The organism is Marinobacter sediminum (assembly GCF_023657445.1).
Classification (GTDB): domain Bacteria; phylum Pseudomonadota; class Gammaproteobacteria; order Pseudomonadales; family Oleiphilaceae; genus Marinobacter; species Marinobacter sediminum_A.
Map to the genome: position 1 here is coordinate 742,550 of NZ_JAGTWY010000001.1, position 19,331 is coordinate 761,880.

The 19,331-nt window shown below is 56.7% G+C and carries 16 protein-coding genes; 10 read left to right on the forward strand and 6 right to left on the reverse strand.

What is annotated here, in order from left to right; translation table 11 throughout:
* Positions 1-49: 49 nt before the first annotated feature.
* From ccmA to ccmI, 9 genes are read left to right on the forward strand one after another with little or no spacing between them, the layout of a single operon-like run.
* Positions 50-688: a cytochrome c biogenesis heme-transporting ATPase CcmA gene (ccmA, locus tag KFJ24_RS03620; RefSeq protein WP_250829724.1), complete on the forward strand. Its 639-nt coding sequence runs from the start codon at positions 50-52 to the stop codon at positions 686-688.
* Between the two features lie 52 nt (positions 689-740).
* Positions 741-1,403, forward strand: coding sequence for a heme exporter protein CcmB (gene ccmB, locus KFJ24_RS03625; protein ID WP_250832542.1), 663 nt, complete (start codon positions 741-743; stop codon positions 1,401-1,403).
* Between the two features lie 33 nt (positions 1,404-1,436).
* Entirely contained in the window at positions 1,437-2,180 is a 744-nt protein-coding gene (gene ccmC / locus KFJ24_RS03630; RefSeq protein ID WP_250829725.1) for a heme ABC transporter permease CcmC, read from the forward strand.
* A 36-nt stretch (positions 2,181-2,216) separates the two neighbouring features.
* On the forward strand, positions 2,217-2,420 hold the full coding sequence (gene ccmD, locus KFJ24_RS03635; protein ID WP_250832543.1) for a heme exporter protein CcmD: 204 nt from the start codon (positions 2,217-2,219) through the stop codon (positions 2,418-2,420).
* A gap of 14 nt (positions 2,421-2,434) precedes the next feature.
* Entirely contained in the window at positions 2,435-2,905 is a 471-nt protein-coding gene (gene ccmE / locus KFJ24_RS03640; protein ID WP_250829726.1) for a cytochrome c maturation protein CcmE, read from the forward strand.
* 35 nt (positions 2,906-2,940) lie between these two features.
* Positions 2,941-4,944: a heme lyase CcmF/NrfE family subunit gene (locus KFJ24_RS03645; protein WP_250829727.1), complete on the forward strand. Its 2,004-nt coding sequence runs from the start codon at positions 2,941-2,943 to the stop codon at positions 4,942-4,944.
* Complete coding sequence (locus tag KFJ24_RS03650; RefSeq protein WP_250829728.1) at positions 4,941-5,477, forward strand: DsbE family thiol:disulfide interchange protein; 537 nt, start codon at positions 4,941-4,943, stop codon at positions 5,475-5,477. Before KFJ24_RS03645 ends, KFJ24_RS03650 begins: the two co-directional genes overlap by 4 nt.
* The gene (locus KFJ24_RS03655; RefSeq protein ID WP_250829729.1) at positions 5,477-5,956 is read left to right on the forward strand and encodes a cytochrome c-type biogenesis protein; all 480 of its coding nucleotides are present in this window, start codon (positions 5,477-5,479) and stop codon (positions 5,954-5,956) included. Before KFJ24_RS03650 ends, KFJ24_RS03655 begins: the two co-directional genes overlap by 1 nt.
* A 50-nt stretch (positions 5,957-6,006) precedes the next feature.
* Positions 6,007-7,272 (forward strand): c-type cytochrome biogenesis protein CcmI, encoded by a 1,266-nt coding sequence (gene ccmI / locus KFJ24_RS03660; protein ID WP_250829730.1) that lies wholly within the window; start codon positions 6,007-6,009, stop codon positions 7,270-7,272.
* A 31-nt stretch (positions 7,273-7,303) separates the two neighbouring features.
* Here ccmI and KFJ24_RS03665 read toward each other — a convergent pair whose 3' ends face one another.
* The 6 genes from KFJ24_RS03665 to KFJ24_RS03690 are packed head-to-tail and all read right to left on the reverse strand — an operon-like array spanning position 7,304 to position 14,261.
* Complete coding sequence (locus KFJ24_RS03665; protein WP_250829731.1) at positions 7,304-9,046, reverse strand: BatD family protein; 1,743 nt, start codon at positions 9,044-9,046, stop codon at positions 7,304-7,306.
* Positions 9,040-10,839 (reverse strand): VWA domain-containing protein, encoded by a 1,800-nt coding sequence (locus tag KFJ24_RS03670; protein ID WP_250829732.1) that lies wholly within the window; start codon positions 10,837-10,839, stop codon positions 9,040-9,042. The genes KFJ24_RS03665 and KFJ24_RS03670 overlap by 7 nt, the downstream gene beginning before the upstream one ends.
* On the reverse strand, positions 10,832-11,857 hold the full coding sequence (locus KFJ24_RS03675) for a VWA domain-containing protein (protein WP_250829733.1): 1,026 nt from the start codon (positions 11,855-11,857) through the stop codon (positions 10,832-10,834). The genes KFJ24_RS03670 and KFJ24_RS03675 overlap by 8 nt, the downstream gene beginning before the upstream one ends.
* Positions 11,851-12,321 (reverse strand): DUF4381 domain-containing protein, encoded by a 471-nt coding sequence (locus KFJ24_RS03680; protein ID WP_250829734.1) that lies wholly within the window; start codon positions 12,319-12,321, stop codon positions 11,851-11,853. The genes KFJ24_RS03675 and KFJ24_RS03680 overlap by 7 nt, the downstream gene beginning before the upstream one ends.
* A complete protein-coding gene (locus KFJ24_RS03685) occupies positions 12,318-13,262 on the reverse strand; it encodes a DUF58 domain-containing protein (RefSeq protein WP_250832544.1) in 945 nt (314 codons plus the stop codon). The genes KFJ24_RS03680 and KFJ24_RS03685 overlap by 4 nt, the downstream gene beginning before the upstream one ends.
* A gap of 36 nt (positions 13,263-13,298) precedes the next feature.
* On the reverse strand, positions 13,299-14,261 hold the full coding sequence (locus KFJ24_RS03690) for an AAA family ATPase (protein ID WP_250829735.1): 963 nt from the start codon (positions 14,259-14,261) through the stop codon (positions 13,299-13,301).
* A 162-nt stretch (positions 14,262-14,423) separates the two neighbouring features.
* Here KFJ24_RS03690 and KFJ24_RS03695 point away from each other — a divergent pair, with 162 nt between their 5' ends.
* Positions 14,424-19,310, forward strand: a complete 4,887-nt coding sequence (locus KFJ24_RS03695) for an NAD-glutamate dehydrogenase (protein WP_250829736.1) — start codon at positions 14,424-14,426, stop codon at positions 19,308-19,310.
* Positions 19,311-19,331: the final 21 nt, after the last annotated feature.

Here is a 19,331-nt window from a genome sequence, read left to right on the forward strand (position 1 = left end):
ATACACCCGATGCTGCTAACGTGCGCATCGTCCTGGATACGGGGCCCTGATGTCTGAGCCGTTACTACAGGCTGTCAATCTGCAGTGTGAAAGGGATAAACGGATTCTGTTCCGTGACCTTTCGTTCTCCATACTGCCCGGGACGGTTACCCGTGTCGAGGGCCCTAATGGCTCCGGTAAAACCACCCTGTTGCGTATCCTGGCGTGTTTGAACGATGCCTGGTCCGGCGATCTGTTCTGGTGTGGGGAAGCCAGGTCTGGCCAGCAGGAGGAGTTCCTCCGCAACACGCTTTATCTGGGGCATCGGCCCGGCATCAAGTCACTTCTGACACCGATCGAGAATCTCCGGGCCCTGATGGCCGGTAGACGGCCGGTGTCGGATCAGGTTCTTCGCCAGGCGCTTGATGGTACCGGCCTGAGTGGCTTTCACGACGTGCCTTGCCGGAACCTGTCAGCGGGGCAGCAGCGGCGGGTCGCTCTGGCCCGGTTGCTGATCGCCGATGAGCCGCTCTGGCTTCTGGATGAGGTGTTCACCGCCATCGATGCCGATGGTGTCACCGCTATTGAAGCCCTCTTACAGCAACGCGCGGCAGAAGGTGGTGCTGTGGTGGTAACCACCCATCACGATCTCAGGCTCCCGGCAATGAAGCGAATCGTGCTTGGCGGAGGGCAGAATGATGAATGTTGATGTCCGACCGGTGGTCAAAAGGCTGGACAGCGGCGTTGGTTCTTTCGATGCCATGAAGGCGGTCTTCACACGGGATATGAAAGTGGCTTTCCGGCAAAGGCAGGACCTGCTCAATCCTTTGCTCTTTTTTGTCATGGTTGTCACCCTGTTTCCCCTCGGGGTTAGTCCGGAAGTGTCATTCCTGAGAGAAGCCGGTGCAGGTATCCTGTGGGTGGCAGCTTTATTGTCGGTGTTGCTCTCGCTCGACCATCTGTTCCGGCACGATTTCGACGATGGCACACTCGAGCAGCTGGTGCTTCAGCCCCAGCCGCTGTTTCTGCTGGTATTGGCGAAAACTCTGGCGCACTGGATGCTCACGGGGCTGCCATTAGTGCTGTTAACGCCGGTTCTCGGTGTCATGGTGCATCTGGAGGGGAACTCTATTGCAGTTTTGTGTCTAACGCTGCTGATTGGTACGCCGGTACTGAGCCTGATTGGCTCCATCGGCGCAGCGTTGACTCTCGGGCTGAGATCGGCGGGTGTGCTCTTGTCCCTGCTGATCATTCCGCTGTACATTCCGGTCCTGATTTTTGGTACGGGATCGGTAGCGGCGGCGGCCGACGGCGCACCGGTGGGTGCCTATCTGGCTTTAATGGCGGCGTTTCTGGTGTTGGCGATAACACTGGCACCCTTTGCATCGGCCGCGGCGCTCAAAATCAGCCTGTCCAACGCATAGGAATAACGAGATGACTTACAGGGTATCCGTCTGATGTGGCAGTTATTTCATAAACTGGGGTCGCCCAAATGGTTCTTTGGTATTGCCGCCTGGTTGATGCCCTGGCTTCTGGTAGGCGGTATTGCATTGTTGATGGCTGGGGTCGTGTGGGGGCTGGCATTTGCGCCCCAGGATTATCTCCAGGGTAACAGTTACCGCATCATCTTCATCCATGTTCCGACGGCGTTTCTGGCCCAGTCAGTCTATGTCATGATGGCGGTCGCCGGTGTGGTCACACTGGTGTGGCGAATGAAGCTGGCAGATGTTTTCGTCAAAGCTGTGGCGCCGGTCGGGCTGGTACTGACTTTTCTTGCACTGTTTACCGGAGCGGTATGGGGCAAGCCTACCTGGGGTACCTGGTGGATCTGGGATGCCCGCCTGACGTCCATGCTGATTTTACTGTTTCTCTATGGTGGTGTGATCGCCCTGGACCGTGCCATCAATGACGAAAAATCGGCGGCCCGTGCGGTTGCTGTGCTGGTGCTCGTAGGCGTGGTGAATATCCCGATTATCAAATACTCCGTGGAGTGGTGGAATACCTTGCACCAGCCGGCCACGTTCAAGCTAACCGAGAAGCCGACCATGCCGGCAGAAATGTGGGTGCCATTATTGCTATCGGTTCTCGGGCTATACCTTCTGTTCGGCTGGCTGGCCTGTCTTAGGATGCAGACGGAAATCCTGATCCGGGAGCAGCGTACCCGCTGGGTGCAGGACCTGGTTATGGCGGGGAGGCACTGATTGATGGCGTTTGAATCTTTTGCAGCGTTTGTTGCGATGGATGGCCACGGCCCTTACGTTTGGGCTTGCTATGGCACTTTCTTTGTTCTGATGGCGGCGATGATGATTTTGTCCCTCCGGCGCCGCAGGGCAGTGATTGAATCCTGTCGCCAAGCGTATAAACCTCTTGATGGCTCGGGTGATGCGTCGGTTTCGCGGACCTCGGCGACATTTACGCGAGTTAACGTTTCCCATGACTGAAGGGCAGGTATCGAATGCACCCAACCCGTAAAAAACGGCTGACCATCGTTCTGTTCCTGGTGGCAGGGATCGCTGTGGCGGTCGGTCTGACCACCTATGCGTTGAGACAGAACATCAACCTGTTCTATGACCCGACACAGATCTCGGATGGTGAGGCACCCGTAGATGTCAGAATTCGTGCCGGTGGCATGGTGGAAGAAGGATCTGTTATCCGTGATCCGGACAGCCTGATGGTGGAGTTCCGGGTAACAGACTTCAATGCCTCCGTTCCGGTGCAGTACACGGGTATCCTGCCCGACCTGTTTGCCGAGGGACAGGGTGTAGTGGCGATGGGGCGGCTGGACAATCGTGGCCGCTTCGTGGCGGACCAGGTGCTGGCAAAGCACGACGAGAAATATATGCCACCAGAAGTGGCAGATTCCCTTAAAAAGGCCTCGGAAGGCGAGGGCAAGGTCGTGGAGTCTGCGGAATCCGCAGCTTACTGATAACACATTAACGGCCAGATGGCTGGAGGGCTTTGATGTATCCGGAACTCGGACAGCTTGCACTGATTCTCGCGCTGCTGTTGGCAGTGCTCCTTTCCGTTGTGCCCCTGGTGGGATCCATTACTGGCCGGGATAACCTGCAAGCGTTCGCGCGACCGCTGGCCTCAGGGCTGTTTGTCTTTATCGGCCTGGCGTTTGCGGTTTTGACCCATGCCTTCCTGACCGATGATTTCTCAGTGGCCTATGTTGCCAATAACAGCAACAGCCTGCTGCCCTGGTATTTCAAGTTCAGTGCGGTCTGGGGCGGCCATGAAGGCTCGCTGTTGTTGTGGATTCTGATGCTTTCCGGCTGGACGCTGGCTGTGGCTATCTTCAGCCGCCGGCTGCCATCGGTAATGATTTCTCAGGTGCTGTCTGTGCTGGGCATGGTTTCGGTTGGCTTCCTGCTGTTCGTTATTGTCACCTCAAACCCGTTTGATCGTCTTTTGCCCAATGTTCCTGCAGATGGCGCTGATCTGAACCCATTGCTTCAGGATTTTGGTCTGATCGTGCATCCACCTATGCTCTACATGGGGTACGTAGGCTTCTCTGTGGCTTTCGCCTTTGCCATTGCCGCGCTGATAAACGGACGGCTGGATGCCGCCTGGGCTCGCTGGTCGCGCCCCTGGACCACAGTGGCGTGGTCGTTCCTCTCGGTTGGCATTGCCCTGGGTAGCTGGTGGGCTTATTACGAGCTTGGCTGGGGCGGCTGGTGGTTCTGGGATCCGGTGGAAAATGCGTCCCTGTTGCCCTGGCTTGCGGGCACGGCATTGATGCATTCACTGGCGGTGACGGAAAAGCGGGGCGTATTTAAAAGCTGGACGGTATTGCTGGCCATTGTCACTTTTTCACTGAGTCTGCTGGGTACCTTCCTGGTACGTTCCGGTGTTCTGACTTCGGTACATGCGTTTGCCTCTGATCCGGAACGGGGTGTCTTTTTGCTGGGCTTGTTGGCGATTACCGTGCTGGCCAGCCTGACCCTCTATGCGTTTCGCGCGCCGGTTGTTCACGTGAGAGCCAGTTACGGTTCCCTTTCCCGGGAAATCTTCCTCCTGCTTAATAACGTCTTGCTTGTATCCGCCACTTTGCTGGTGGGCGTGGGCACACTGTATCCGCTGGTGCTCGATTACCTGGATATGGGCAAACTATCCATCGGCGAGCCTTTCTTTAACCTCACCTTCAGTCCGTTGGCTGTGGCTACCGGGCTATTAATGGGGGCCGGGATTTTCTCCCGCTGGAAGAGGACCGATGGAGGGTGGCTCGCCCGAAAACTGCTGTGGCCGCTGGCCATTAGCCTTATTGCCAGCACGGCGGTCGTGATGGGTTACGGTGGCTTTAAGCCCTGGGCTTTTGCCGGGCTCTTTTCAGCCATGTGGGTGGCCGTGGCCACCTTCTGGGATCTCTGGGACAAGTCCGCATCTCGCAAGGGGCGCATTCACGGGCTCAAACGCCAGTCCCGAAGCTATTACGGGATGGTTCTTGGGCACCTCGGGCTGGCCATTACCATGGCCGGCGCTACTGTGGTTTCCAATTACGGCCTTGAACGTGATGTTCGTATGACGCCTGGCGATGTGGCCACCGTGGGGGACTACCAGTTTGTCTTCCGCGGAATCGGTGACCGCCGCGGCCAGAATTTCACGGCTCAGTACGGCAGTTTTGACGTCATGCTGGAGGGAGAGCAAATTGCCGAACTGCATCCTGAAAAGCGCCAGTATTCCGTAGGGATGAGTGTCATGACCGAGGCTGATATTGATGCTGGCCTTTTCCGGGATATTTTTGTTGCTATCGGTGAGCGGATTTCAGATGACGCCTGGGCCATTCGTCTGCAATACAAGCCGCTGATTCGCTGGCTCTGGCTTGGAGCGTTGTTCATGGCGGCAGGTGGCTTCCTGGCTATCGCGGATCGACGTTACCGTATTCGTGAGCAAGCCGATGAGCGGCGATCGACCAGGGCACAGCCCGTTGGAGGATCTGAAGATCCGGCAGGAGCCGCATCGTGAAGAGGTTCCTTCTGTTTCTCCCCGTGCTGGTCGCTCTGATTCTGGGTGTTGTGCTGTTTGCGGGTATTGGTAAAGACCCGACAAAACTAGAGTCGGCTCTGATTGGTAAGCAGGTTCCTGCGTTTAACCTGACGGACCTGCATGACCCGGATGTGAAACTGGACCAGGCCCTGCTCAAGGGCAAAGTTCAGTTGCTGAATGTCTGGGGTACCTGGTGTCCCTCCTGCCGGGATGAGCATGGAGATCTGATGTGGCTTGCCCGCGAAAAAGGCGTGTCTATTATCGGGCTTAACTACAAGGACGACCGGGCGGATGCACTGGTTTGGCTGGACCGCCTGGGTGACCCATATCAGGCCACCATCTATGACCCGAAAGGCACCCTCGGTTTTGATCTGGGCGTATATGGTGCACCAGAGACCTTTGTAATAGATGCCCGCGGTGTGGTTCGCTACCGCCATGTCGGTGTCATCAACGAGAAGGTTTGGGAGGAGACCCTGCTCCCTGTGATCAATGACGCGCGGGAGAACGGTTGATGTTCAGGTTATTCCCGACTCTGTTATTTGTGTTGTTTTCTGCCGTCGCCATGGCTGAAGTTGCGGATGTCTATGAGTTTGATGCTGCGAACGAGGAGACGCGTTTTCAGAATCTCACTGAAGAGTTGCGTTGCCCAAAGTGTCAGAACCAGAATATTGCCGATTCCGATGCTCCCATTTCCCAGGATATGCGGGATGAGGTATACCGCATGATCCAGGGTGGGGCCAGCGATGAGCAAATCATGGATGCCCTGGAGGCTCGCTTCGGTGAATTCATTCGATACAAGCCGAAAGTGGAGAAACGGACCATCCTGCTTTGGGCCACGCCGGCCATAGCTGTATTCGGCGGCTTTCTGATTGTTGCCGGAGTTGTGATCCGCTCGCGTCGTGGCGCCAGCCAGGCGACAGCGCTCACCGCCGAAGAGAAAGTCAGAGCCGAAAAGATTCTCGCAGAGAGCAATCAGGACAAAAGTACCTGAACCGACCTGTTTTCTGCTGCACCCATTACTGAACCTGTGACGATATCTCCATGACAGAAACATTCTGGATTGCCGCAACGGTACTAATCATTATCGCCCTGGCGTTTGTCCTGTACCCGGTGCTTTTTCAACAACCTGCGGCCCGTGAGCGCGCCGACCTCAGAAACCAGAATCTGATGGCCTACCGGAGCCGCATGAAGGAGCTGGACCGGGAGTACGAGACGGGCGTGCTTGATGAAGAGAACTACCGCCAGTTGAAAGATGAACTGGCAGGATCAATGCTGGACGACGTTTCCGAAGCGGAGGTCCCGGAGCGTGTTGTCACCGGGCGGCGGAGTGCGATGGTTGTGGGGCTGTTATCCATTCTGTTGATACCGGCCGCCACCTTCATGCTTTATCAGGAATGGGGTGCCATGGACCGGGTAGAGCAGTTCATTACCATGCAGAAGATGGGTGATGCAGACTCTGCCCGTGAAGCTCAGATGAGCCAGCTTACATCTCAGCTTCGTGACAAACTCGAGGCCAGCCCGAACAATCCTGATGGCTGGGCCATGCTCGGGCGGACCTACATGCGGCTTGAGCGCTATGAGGATGCCGCCTGGGCGTTTCAGAGTCTCGCTGACAGTGTGGCGGATGATACCCGGGCCCGCGCTGTCGCACTGGGGCTGGCTGCCCAGGCATTGTTCTTCCGCAGTCAGGGCGTCATGACCGACGAGGTGACCACTGCAATTGATGCTGCCCGGGCGCTGAACCCAGACGAAGTGAATGCCCTCGGGCTTCTTGGTATTCACGCCTTTAGCCAACAGGAGTACCGCGAGGCCATTCGTTACTGGGAACGCATCGGGGAAGTGGCACCGCAACACCCTCAAATGGCCTCTATTCGCGGAGGTATCGAGGAAGCATACCGTCGTCTGGGCGAAGAGCCGCCAAAAATGGACATCGCAGCCGCCTCAGGACCCGGTGTCATGGTCCGGGTGAAATTGGCAGATGCATTTTCAGAAAAGGTACCGGCTGACACCACGCTGTTTGTTTTTGCGAGACAGGTGGGTGGTGCTGCGGGGCCTCCGTTGGCCATTGCCAGACTGACAGCTGGAGACCTGCCGGTCGAAGTTCGCCTGGATGACAGTAAATCGATGTCGCCGCAGGCGAAGATCTCCGCGGCACAGGAAGTGATGGTTACCGCAAGGCTGAGCCGGTCAGGCAGTGCCATGGCTCAAGCCGGAGACTGGCAGGGGAGTGTCGATACCGCGCTTACTGTCTCTGCCGATCCCGGTGAGCCTGTGGAGCTGGTGATTGACCAGCAGCTCACCAACTAAACCCGCAGCGGATGCATCAACCGGCAATTTTTCAGGCAGAAAGATTGCCGGGATAAAGCGGCGGAAGACCGGATTCAGGCGGCTCCTGGATCTCCTTTCGCCGGACTCTCTCCAGTGCCTGTGCCAGGGGCCTCCCATCCCAGGTTTTGGTTTCTCTTGAAGCGGCTGTTGAAAACAGCCGTTCCTGGAGCTTAGCGAGCTCTGTTTTCAGTTCGGAATCTCCACAGAATTCCACGGCATCCGCGGCTGTCTGGAATTGATTGCCCGCGTAGCGGCTATTCACCCACTGGATGAGCAAGAGTGGTGTTGATGAAGAGCCATCCCGGGCAGCTTTAATCAGCTTTTCGAAAAGCTCCTTTTCCTGTTCGTTTTCGCGATGGTTTTCATGCCACGTTGGCACTAACCCTGTTCTCCGGGACCACCACCAGGCCGACATGGTCAGCAGCCACAAGCCGGCCAGAGTGAAGCTGAGCCATCGCCATGCAGTATTATTGTTGGGAGAATTTTGGGCTGCCGGTTGGCTTTCTTTAACTGCCGCGGGTTCGGAAATCGCGCTCTCCGTGGAAGCCTCTGTGGTTGGAGGAACTGATGAGCCGCTGGCAACCTGCAGGGTGTGTGCCGGAATAACCGCAAACTGTTGGCTGTCAGTATCAGTATCCCACCAGGGAATGCGTATTTCCGGGAGCGTCATGTCCCCAGGCTTTACCGGCACCAGTGCGTTAGTCTGGCTGAGGGTTGAGATCAGACCATCGGGCGTTACCTGAGTTGAGCGCTCGGGTTGATCCGGATAACTGCGCAATCCCTCCGGTGTGGTATCCGGCAGCGGTGGCAGTGCTTCTGAAGGCAGCCCGTCAGCCTTCAGGGTCAATTCGCGGGAGAGGTTTTCACCGGTTTCCACCCGCATGGTCGGTGGAAGGCCGGCCTCTTCAATGGATAGATTACTTGCAGGCAACCAGGTATCGCCGGTGAAGGCGGCGGGCACATCTTTTACCGGAACATCGAAGAGTTTCTCGCTGTCCCTCAGGAAAATCAGTTTGCCATTCGCATCCCGGGCCTGCCCCTCAAACCGGATCGCCGGTAGAGAAAGTTCACCCGGTTTTTGCGGAAACAGGGCATATCGTCGTTCCACCACCCGGTAACGAACACCGTCCCGGTAGCGGGAGAACTCCTGCTGCTTTCCCAGAGGCTCAATGATCGCGTTTGGATGCACAGGTTCGGAAAGCTCACCGCGAATCAGGTTGCCATTGAAAAACAGACGAATGGTCAGGGTTAGCTGTTCCTGTACATACACCTCGGCTTTGTCTGCGGACAGTTCAACAAAACTGTCTCGCGTCGCCTTGCCCTGGCCAGGCGGATTGCCACTTACTACCTCCACGGTAACGGGTTCGGAGGTGGAGTCCTTGAAGGTAAGAGGAGGGATGGTCAGCTTGCCGGTTTTTTTCGGTGCCAACTGATAGGTCCATGTGATTAGCCCGGTCATATCGTTATCAACCGTGCGGATGCTGTAGCGTTGATTCCGCCCCAGAATTTCGAAATCCGGTTCCACTTTCTCAATATCCGGGGCGGGCAGGTTGGAAAGATCAAAATTGAACAGGTTGCTCAGATTGATGTCCAGCTTCATGGTGCCAGTCACCGTGACCGTCAGAACCTCACCCTCGTACAGTTGTGTGCGGTCCGGCTCGACCTTGAGCTCCTCTGCCTGAAGTATGGTCGCCAGGCCCATCAGCATCAGCATCAGCAGCAGGACCACGGGGGAAATAAGCCGTTTTACCATGGTGTGTCGCCCTCATCAGATGGTGTCTCACGTTGCTGGTATTGCTGCAGGAATTTGCGTTTAAGCAGACCACCGGGGTTGTCCGGAATCCTGCGGAGCCATTGTTCCTGACCCTGGGTAAGAGGCTTTTCCGAGATCCGGGCAGGGGCCTCGGCCATTTCTTTCTGGCCATCCTCGCCAGACTGCTGATCGGTGTTGGCGTTTTCCTGCTGCTTCTGGCCATCTGCCGGCCTGTTCTCGCTGCTATTGTCTTGCCCCTGTTCGTTCCCTGACGATTGCTGCGACTGCTGGCCTGGGTCCTCATTGCTACCCGAACCTGACTGGCTGTTCTGCTGCTGTTGATCCTGATTGCCGGACGACTGGTCGGAATCTTGTTGCTGGCTGCTGTCCTGACTGTTTTCGGAGTTCTGTTGCTGTGAAGAGTTTTGCTGTTGCTGCCTGAGCAGTTCGTCCACCAGATTCCGGTTGTATTGCGCGTCTTCCAGCTCCGGCGACTGTTCCAGGGCAGTATCGTACGCCTCGATTGCCTGTTCCAGCTTGCCTGCCCGGGCGAGCGCATTGCCGCGGTTGTAATCGGCCAGAGGACCTTCAACGCCCGAGAATTCTTTTGCCGCCTCCTGGAACTTGCCTGACTTGTAGAGGGCGGAACCCCGCCATTCCGGTGTTTGCAGTAGTTTGGTGGCCTGATCAGGATTCTGCTGAATCAGTTCCGGTGCCCGTTGATCCTCCCGTTGCCACAATGCGGCCCAGTCCATCGCCTGGGCAGGTTGCGGCATCAGTGGCAAGAAAGTCAGCGTGATCGCAGTGAAAGCACCTCTTCGCCAGCCCAGCAGCATCAGCGGTAACGCAAGCCAGAGTAACCAATAGCCATCATCCTGCCAGCGGTTGATGGTCAGCCCGTTTTCGGTTTCCTGCCATTGGTCACTGTCAGAAGGAGACAGGTCAAGGTACCGGATGTCGGCGTTGTCCAGGGTAAGCTCATGACTCCCACCACCATTGCCTCGGGCTAACGCAGCCAGGCCTTCGGGGTCAGCCCGGGCAATCACAATGTCGCCGTTGTCACGGATAAAACCGCGTTTTGCCAGGGGGATGGGGCCGCCTTGCTCGGTTCCGACCACCAGCGTGCTGAGTGAGATCTCGGTTCCTTTAAGCGTGTCCTTGATGCTGGAGAGGTACCGTGTGGATACCTCGTCAGTGATGAGTAGTATACGGCCCCGCCCGGGCGCACCCTGTTCAAGCAAGGCCCTGGCCCGGGAGATTGCCAGGTCGGCGCGATTACCCGTTGCCGGCATGATAACCGGATCCAGTACACCGAGCATGCCTTCGATGGTCTTGCTGTCGTCGGTCAGAGGGGTGACGACATGGGCATCCGCAGCGTAGACAATCAAGCCATTGAGGCTGCCGTCGCGGAGTTCGAGGATATCCCGGATCTTGCGTTTGGCGAGCGTCAGTCGGTCCGGCTCCAAATCCGTCGCGAGCATGGACAGGGACAGGTCCAGGGCAATCACCAGACTGTCGCCTGGTTGTTTCAGGGGCGTCGGGGCCTCTCTCCAGGCTGGACCGGCAAGGGCGATCGCCAGCAATGCCACAGCTAGCGAAACCGGCAATATTGGTGAGGCGTTTTTCTGGCCGGCATTACCATGGTGCCGGATAACCGGTGCAAGCAGGTTATCCGGAATTAACCGGGACCAACCGCTGTCGCCAAGACGGAGGTGGCGGAGTGTCACATAAACCAGCGGCAGGGCGACGATCAGCAAAAGCCAGAACGGACGCAGGAAATGAAAATCAGTCATGCGCTTTACCTCCTGCAGCCTGCTGGCGGGAAACCTGTAGAGCTTTTAGCTGCCTGGTCAGGAGAAGCAACAGCCACAGTATTGCGGAGATGCCGGCGGGCCAAACATAGAGCTCGGTGACAGGGCGGTAGTATTTACCTTCGAGCTCAATCGGTTCCAGCTGGTTAATGCTTTCATAAATCATCTCCAGCTCCGGCAGGCTGCGGGCCCTGAAGTAGCGACCACCGGTCTGCTGGGCCATCCTGGTCAACAGACCTTCATCCAGATCCCGGGAGGGATTCACCTGGCGTGAACCCAGGAATCCGCGTTGCACCATCGATTCTGCGCCAATGCCGATGGTGTAGATTCTCACGCTGGCTGCCTTTGCTATCTCGGCGGCCTTGTCCGGGGCAATCGCTCCGGCGGTGTTGGCGCCATCAGTCAGGAGTACGACGACCCGCTGATCCTGTGGTCGGTCTCGCAGGCGTTTGACCGACAGGCCAACCGCATCACCGATGGCGGTCGCCCGGCCGGCCATGCCGAGCCCCGACTCTTTCATCAGGGTACGGACTGTCTCAAGGTCAAAGGTCAGGGGGGCCTGAACATACGGCTGGGTACCGAACAGAATCAGCCCGAGACGATCTCCCTTCCTTCGGGTAATGAAGTCGTCCAGTACCACCTTGACTGCCTGGAGCCGATTGATAGTACGGCCCTGAATGATCATGTCCTGTTCATCCATACTGGGGGAGATGTCGACCACCAACATAAGGTCCCGGCCCGAGACAGGCATCTGTACCTGTTCACCTACATGCTGGGGGCGGGCAATGGCAACAACCAGCAGAAGCCACATGACGAATAGCAACAGTTTCTGCCACAACGGCGTCGCATTACCCTTTCTGCTGACCCCCGGGAGGTCAGACAGCCAATGCCCGACGGGAAGGATTGGCGCGTCCACGGATTGCCCCATGGGGCGACGCCATTGCAAAAGCAATGGTACAAGTGCCAGCACGAGCAACCAGGGATAGGCCAGGGTCAGCATGTCTGTCCTCCCAGCCACCGATGGGCAAACGCCAGGGCCTGGCCGGGGTCTGCCGTTGTCACGGGTTGCCATGTGCTATGAACGATGGCTTCAACAATAGGGCGGGAAGCTACACGGTCATTCGGTGCGTTGGTCAGCAGGAACTCGATCCAGTCATCCCCGGACAGGGCTTCCGGATGAAGGTTCGGGTACCCTTCCCGCGCTGCCCGCTTAAGCAGAGTGTTCAATTGCGCGAACCACTGGGCGGTTGGTTGCTGGTGACGTTCCAGATTGGCCAGCTCGGCTTTTGCCAGACGTATCCAGAGGTTTCTCCGGCGCCGACGCCGCACGAGCCAGACCGCCAGGGCGAGCAGGAGTATCAGAATTATCGCCAGAATCCACCAGCCGGGCGCGGGTGGCCAGAAGCCTCCGGACTGGGGCATATGGATATCCCTGAGCTGACTTAGGGGGTCCTGTGGGTTCATCCGATGCGCCCTCCGGGACCTAGCAGGGCTTTCAGTGTCAAGGCAGGGTCATCGCCGGTGGAAACAGTCGCCGTGGCCACTCCAGAGGTTCGAAAACATTCCACAAGGCGGGCCTCATGGTGTTCGACTTTCCTGCGCCAGGCTTCCTGGAACCTGGTGTTGGAAGCATCAAACCACACAGGACCGTCAGGACCCGCGACTGCAAATCGACCGCTGTGGGGCAGGTTCAGCTCCAGTGGATCGACAATCCTCAGAGCACTGACGGAGTTATGGCGAGCGAGTGCGCCCAGAAGAGACCCTGTTTCCGGGGAAATGCTGAGGAAATCACTGATCACGAAGATCCGGCTGCCGGTATGGGCAACGCGTCTGGCTTCAGCGAGGGCTTTGTCCAAAGGGGCGAGGGTTCTCTCAGGATCGGCCGCTGAAGGCTCGCTGCCTGGCTGGTGCTGTTGTTCCGCCAGAGTATCCAGCAGCCGAAGCACCGATTTCTTACGCCTTGCAGGCCGCTGCACGCTCAGCTTGTCACCATTGAATACAATGCCGCCAACCTGATCCCCGGCCCAGAGCGCGAGCCAGGCGAGTAATGAGGCCACCTGCGCGCAGCGAACCTGCTTGTAGGCACCGGTGCTTGCAAAAAACAGCGTCGGGCCAAGATCGCACAGCAGCAATACGGGGCGTTCCCGTTCTTCCTCGAAAAGTTTGGTGTGAGGAGCCTGACGCCGGGCCGTCACTCGCCAGTCAATACTGCGGATATCATCTCCGGGCTGATATTGACGAACTTCCGCGAACGCCATCCCCCGTCCCCGTTGAGGTGAGCGTTGCAGTCCCGCCTGGCGCGTCCGTACCTGTCGTGCTGATGGCAGTTTCAGGGCCCGGGCGTCCGCCTGCAGGCGAATCAGGTCGGGAAGGCTGATGTGTGTGACAGCGTCGATGATGGCCATAGTGGCTTTGTCAGTATCTTGTCTCAATTGACAGAATCAGGCGGTGACCGGTACCCGGTCGATCAGGCGCTGGACAACCATGTCTGCAGTCATGCCTTCGGCTTCGGCTTCGAAGGTCAGCAGAATGCGATGGCGCAGCACATCGAAGGCCATGGCTCTCACATCATCCGGTGTGACATAGTCCCGGCCGTTAAGCCAGGCCAGTGCCCGCGCACAGCGGTCCAGGGCAATGGTTCCCCGTGGGCTTGCGCCGAAGGCTGTCCAGCGAGCCAGTTCCGGGTCGAGACTCGCCGCGTCCCGGGTTGCCAACACCAACGCCAGCAGGTACTGCTCCACCGGCTCGGCCATATAAATGTCGGCGACTTCGCTCCGTGCCTCGAAGACCTGTTCGGCTGTCAGGCGACTATCCGCTGTTGGTTGGCCCTGACGATAGTCATTGCGGGCGAGGTGCAATATCGCTTTCTCAGCGTCTGCGGACGGGTAATCAATCACCACATGCATCAGGAAACGGTCAAGCTGGGCTTCCGGCAGGGGGTAGGTGCCCTCCTGCTCAATCGGGTTTTGGGTCGCCATGACCATGAATAGTTGGTCCAGCGGGAATGTGCGCATTCCAACGCTAACCTGTCGCTCACCCATGGCTTCCAGCAATGCCGACTGGACTTTGGCCGGTGCCCGGTTGATTTCATCGGCCAACACCAGATTGTGGAAAATGGGGCCGTGTTGAAATTCAAAGCTGCCAGTCTCGGCACGGTAGATCTCGCTGCCGGTGACGTCTGATGGTAGTAGATCCGGAGTGAACTGAATACGGTGGAAGTCGCCTTCCAGGTGATCGGCGAGGGCCTTTATCGCGGTGGTCTTCGCAAGGCCGGGTGCCCCCTCAACCAGCAGATGGCCGTCGGCCAGAAGAGCGATGAGTAGCCGGTCGACCAGCTTTTCCTGCCCAATTATCCTTTTTGCCAACTGCGATCTGAGTTCACCGAACGTATGCTGTAACGACATTGAAAGTGACTACTCCCGTTTTGTTGGGTTCACTATAAGTACGTGTATCGCGCCTAGGTAGTTGCCGCAGTTTTGGTGTCTGGGCGGCAAAAATCAAGGGTTTGACTATGCTTATGTGACGATAGGTCGATTACGTTTATTTCACACTAACCGAGGTCAACCATGAATGCGCTGACAGTAGCCAGCAAGGATCAGTTTTTCGAGCAGTTGGCTGACGCTTTCGCACAAAAGATCACAAAAACCGAAGCAAAGAAGATCAGCGAATTCGCCAAACAGCATTACGCCCACATTCCTCTCGAGGAACTGGTTAGTCGAAGGTTCTCAGATACCTACGGCGCTGTTCTTGCAGCATGGCAGTTTCTGCAGAAGCGAAATGCGGACGAGACTCCGGTTTTGGTGTTCAATCCGGATCTGGAAAGCGACGGGTGGCAGTCTACCCATACCGTCATTTTTATTCTGCATCCGAATATTCCCTTTCTGATTGACTCCCTTCGTATTGCCATCAATCAGCAGGAGATTGGTACCCATTCCATCCAGCACTCCATTCTTCGGGTAGAGCGGGACAACGACGGCAAGCTCGCGAAACTGCATTCAACCAAAAAAGCCAGTGCCGGTACATCCCACGAGGCTTTCATCGTTCTCGAGATCGATCGCCATAGTGGTCCTGAGGACCTCAGGCAGCTTGAAGAGACTCTCCAGACCGTATTGCATGAAGTACGCATCGCCGTTTCAGACTTTCCAGTAGTGAAGCAGAAAGTTACCGAGGCTTTGGCGGAGCTGGATGCCACCACAGCAGAAATCACGGATGAGGAAAAGGACGAGGCAAGGGCATTTCTGAACTGGCTGGTGGACGATCACTTCACCTTCCTCGGTTACGATGAATACGATTTTGTCCGAGATAAGACCGGCATGGTGGTGCGTCGGGTTGAAAAATCAGAACTGGGGATCCTGCGCGTTAACAATGAGCGCCCGGATCGGGTCCGCCTTAACGAATTGCCCCAGCGTACTCGCCATGAGATGACCCGTACCGACGACACCTTTATCTTCGCCAAATCGGCACAGCGGTCGAGGGTTCACCGTCCTGCCTACCCCGACTATATTGCGGTAAAGAAATTCAACAGCAAGGGTGAAGTGGTCGGCGAGCGCCGGTTTCTGGGTCTCTACACAGCACGAGTATACAATGAGCGCCCTGACGAGATTCCCCTGCTGCGGAGGAAGTTCCAGTCCGTGATGAAACGTTCCGGTTTCCTCAAGGATGACTATGCAGGCAAAGAGCTGGAACAGATCCTGACGGTTTATCCGCGGGATGAGTTGTTCCAGATTGAGGCCAGCGAGTTGCTCAAAGTTGCCAAGAGCATTCTCTATATTCAGGAACGTCGGCGTATCGAGCTGTTTATCCGGGAGGATGTATACGGCCAGTTTGTGACCTGTCTGGCGTTTTTTCCGCGTGATATCTACAACACCGAACTGCGTCTGAAGGTCGAGCAGGTCCTGGTGGACACTCTGGACGCGGACGACATTGAGTTTGTGACTCACTTCTCTGAGTCTGTACTGGCTCGAGTTCAGTTCACCATCCGGGTTTCTCAGGTTGAAAACCGCCAGTTGCCGATTGCCGAGATCCGCGACAAGGTCATTGAGTTGGCTCAGTCCTGGCGTGACGGGTTAGATGAAGCCCTCAGTGAAGCCTATGGGGAAGAGCAGGGCAATGAACTCTACCGGCTGTGGGCAGGCGGATTTCCTGCCAGTTACACCGATATGTTTTCTCCACGTCGTGCCGCCATAGATCTTGAGCATATTGCCGGTGCCGTTAAGCACGATGACCTGGCGATGAGCTTTTACCGGGCGCTTGAAGAGGATGAGAGCACCCTACATTTCAAGTTGTTCTATCCGGATGAGCCTTTGCCTCTGTCCGATGTGATGCCAATTTTCGATAACCTCGGCTTCCGGGTCATCGGCGAGCACCCGTTTGAAGTGATTGACCGGCATGACAAAACAGTCTGGATTCACGATTTCACGCTGCGGGCATACACTGGCCATGTCGTGGATATTCATCGTATCCGGCCAATATTCGAAGACCTGTTCCGGCGGGTCTGGCATGGCGATGCGGAAAACGATGCGTTCAACCGTCTGCTACTGTCCTCTTACATGAGCTGGCGTGAAATTGCGTTGCTGCGTACGTTTGCGCGTTACATGCGCCAGATCAGATTCTCCAACAGTCAGACTTTCATCTCCAACACCCTGGTGAATCACGTTGAGCTGACCCGGATTCTGCTTGAGTATTTCGAGGTTCGCTTCAATCCGGACCGTTACCAGAGCGATGGCAAGAGCCGCGCGGTCCAGCAAAAGCTTGAGATTGAGTTCAATGCCGGTCTGGACGGGGTGGAAAACCTGAGTGAAGACCGGGTGCTGAGACTGTACCTGGAGCTTATGCAAGCCACATTGCGCACGAACTATTACCAGCCGGATGATCAGGGTGGTACCAAGCCGTACATCAGCATCAAGTTCGATCCGGCGAAAATCCCTGACATGCCCCTGCCGATGCCCATGTTTGAGATCTTCGTTTACTCACCAAGAGTGGAAGGTGTTCACCTTCGGGGTGGAAAGGTGGCCCGAGGTGGTCTGCGCTGGTCGGACCGGTTTGAGGACTACCGCACCGAGATTCTGGGGCTGGTGAAGGCGCAACAGGTCAAGAATGCGGTGATCGTGCCCGTAGGTGCCAAGGGTGGCTTCGTGGCAAAACGTTTGCCCGATCCGTCGGACCGGGAAGCCTTTCAGGCCGAGGGTATTGAAGCCTACAAGACCTTCATTCGGGGTTTGCTGGACATTACCGACAATCTCGTGAACTCGGGCATCCAGCCACCGGAGCGGGTGATTCGTCATGACGAAGACGATCACTACCTGGTGGTCGCAGCGGACAAGGGCACCGCTACGTTCTCGGATATCGCGAACGGCCTTGCTGCCGACTATGGCTTCTGGATGGGCGATGCTTTCGCGTCTGGTGGCAGCAACGGTTATGATCATAAAAAAATGGGCATCACAGCCCGTGGTGCCTGGGTTTCTGTTGAGCGCCACTTCCGTGAAATGGGGATTAACCCGGCGCTGGATGAGTTCACAGCCATTGGCATCGGAGATATGGGCGGTGACGTGTTCGGCAACGGCATGCTCTGTTCCGAGAAGACTAAAATGGTTGCCGCGTTCAACCATATTCACATTTTTGTGGATCCGACCCCGGATCCAGAGGCGAGCTTCAGGGAGCGCCAACGCCTCTTCCAATTGCCTCGTTCTGCCTGGACGGATTACGACACCAAGCTCATCTCCGAGGGCGGGGGCGTGTTCAGTCGTAACGCCAAATCAATTCCGGTTAGCCCGGAAATGAAGAAGCTGCTCGGCATCAAATCCGACAGGGTTCCTCCCAATATGCTGATATCCCACATCCTCAGGGCACAGGTCGATCTGCTCTGGGTTGGCGGTATCGGTACCTACGTGAAATCTGCGACTGAGTCACACGGCGATGTTGGTGACAAGGCCAACGATGGCCTGCGAATTAACGGCTCCGAGTTGCGCTGTAAGGTGGTTGGTGAAGGAGGCAATCTGGGGCTGACCCAGCTTGGTCGGATTGAATTCGCCCTCAAAGGCGGTCGGTTAAATACGGATTTCATAGACAACTCCGGCGGTGTCGATTGCTCGGACCACGAAGTCAACATGAAGATTCTGCTCAATCGGGCGGTCGCGCTCGGCGACCTGACCGGCAAACAGCGGAACGTTATGCTTGAGGAAATGACCGACGATGTAGCTGCCCTGGTGTTGAAAAACAACTACCGCCAGACCCAGGCCATCAGTATTGCCAGTGCGGATGCGGTTATACGGATGGAAGAATATCGCAGGTTGATGAACACCATGGAGAGCGAGGGTAAGCTTAACCGCTCGCTGGAGTTCCTGCCTGACGACGAGACCCTGTCCGAACGAAAGCTGGATAAAAAGGGCCTGACGCGGCCAGAACTGTCGGTATTGATTTCGTACGTAAAAGGGGATCTCAAGCAAACCCTGATCGCCAGCACTCTTCCCGATGAGCCTTTGCTGGCGGGTGAAATGTATAAAGTCTTCCCACGGGAGCTGACCCGGAAATTTTCCAGTGAATTGGGTGAGCACCAGTTGCGGAGAGAGATCATCGCGACCCAGATTGCCAATGACATGGTCAACCACATGGGTATCACCTTTGTGGAGCGACTCAGTCAATCGACGGGCGCTGATGCTGGATCAATCGCCCTCGCGTGGATCATTGCCCGCGACGTGTTCCGCATTGACAACTGGTGGGACAAGATTGAAAGCCAGGACTTCCATATCCCGGCCCAGATTCAGATGGAACTGATGCAGGATCTGATGCGCCTGATGCGCCGCTCGGTCCGCTGGCTCCTGCGTAATCGCCGGGCTGAGCTCAGTATTCAGAATCATATGGAGCGATTTGCCGACAGCGTTTGGGCCATCACGGCCGGCTTGCCAGACTATCTGGGCGAACAGGCACGTGTAGCCTGGGAGCGGCGCCATGCGGCGTTAGTGGATAAAGGACTTCCGAAGGAGCTGGCTTCAGTCTTATCGGGGACCGATTACCTCTACTCGTCTCTTGGTATCATTGAAGCGCAGGAAGCCTCCGGAATGCCCCTGAAGACCGTGGCCAACCTTTATCATGAACTGGGAGACATGCTCGACCTGAACTGGTTTGCCAGCGCCATTGCTTCGCTAAAGCCGGTTTCTCATTGGCAAGCCCTGGCACGTGAGAGTTTCCGTGAAGATCTGGACTGGCAACAGCGCGCGTTGACCACCGGCGTGCTCAGGCTGGCTGGAGATCCGGAAGGGGTACCCGCATGTGTAGAGAAATGGTTCCAGCGCCATCAACCCATGATAGCCCGTTGGAAATCAATGCTCGCGGAACTGAAGGGAGTGCGTGAGCCAGAGTACGCGATGTTCTCGGTTGCATTGCGAGAATTGCTGGACCTGGCTCAGAGCACCATGCACGCGTCCCAGCCGGAATTGGAAGTTCCGACAAACTGAGGATTGCGTTATAGCAGTGAT

Excerpts from the sequence above, each read along its gene's own strand:
- ccmA (WP_250829724.1), top strand. The coding sequence starts at position 50 with ATGTCTGAGCCGTTACTACAGGCTGTCAATCTGCAGTGTGAAAGGGAT.
- ccmB (WP_250832542.1), top strand. The coding sequence starts at position 741 with ATGAAGGCGGTCTTCACACGGGATATGAAAGTGGCTTTCCGGCAAAGG.
- ccmC (WP_250829725.1), top strand. The coding sequence starts at position 1,437 with ATGTGGCAGTTATTTCATAAACTGGGGTCGCCCAAATGGTTCTTTGGT.
- ccmD (WP_250832543.1), top strand. The coding sequence starts at position 2,217 with ATGGATGGCCACGGCCCTTACGTTTGGGCTTGCTATGGCACTTTCTTT.
- ccmE (WP_250829726.1), top strand. The coding sequence starts at position 2,435 with ATGCACCCAACCCGTAAAAAACGGCTGACCATCGTTCTGTTCCTGGTG.
- KFJ24_RS03645 (WP_250829727.1), top strand. The coding sequence starts at position 2,941 with ATGTATCCGGAACTCGGACAGCTTGCACTGATTCTCGCGCTGCTGTTG.
- KFJ24_RS03655 (WP_250829729.1), top strand. The coding sequence starts at position 5,477 with ATGTTCAGGTTATTCCCGACTCTGTTATTTGTGTTGTTTTCTGCCGTC.
- ccmI (WP_250829730.1), top strand. The coding sequence starts at position 6,007 with ATGACAGAAACATTCTGGATTGCCGCAACGGTACTAATCATTATCGCC.
- KFJ24_RS03665 (WP_250829731.1), bottom strand. The coding sequence starts at position 9,046 with ATGGTAAAACGGCTTATTTCCCCCGTGGTCCTGCTGCTGATGCTGATG.
- KFJ24_RS03670 (WP_250829732.1), bottom strand. The coding sequence starts at position 10,839 with ATGACTGATTTTCATTTCCTGCGTCCGTTCTGGCTTTTGCTGATCGTC.
- KFJ24_RS03675 (WP_250829733.1), bottom strand. The coding sequence starts at position 11,857 with ATGCTGACCCTGGCCTATCCCTGGTTGCTCGTGCTGGCACTTGTACCA.
- KFJ24_RS03680 (WP_250829734.1), bottom strand. The coding sequence starts at position 12,321 with ATGAACCCACAGGACCCCCTAAGTCAGCTCAGGGATATCCATATGCCC.
- KFJ24_RS03685 (WP_250832544.1), bottom strand. The coding sequence starts at position 13,262 with ATGGCCATCATCGACGCTGTCACACACATCAGCCTTCCCGACCTGATT.
- KFJ24_RS03690 (WP_250829735.1), bottom strand. The coding sequence starts at position 14,261 with ATGTCGTTACAGCATACGTTCGGTGAACTCAGATCGCAGTTGGCAAAA.
- KFJ24_RS03695 (WP_250829736.1), top strand. The coding sequence starts at position 14,424 with ATGAATGCGCTGACAGTAGCCAGCAAGGATCAGTTTTTCGAGCAGTTG.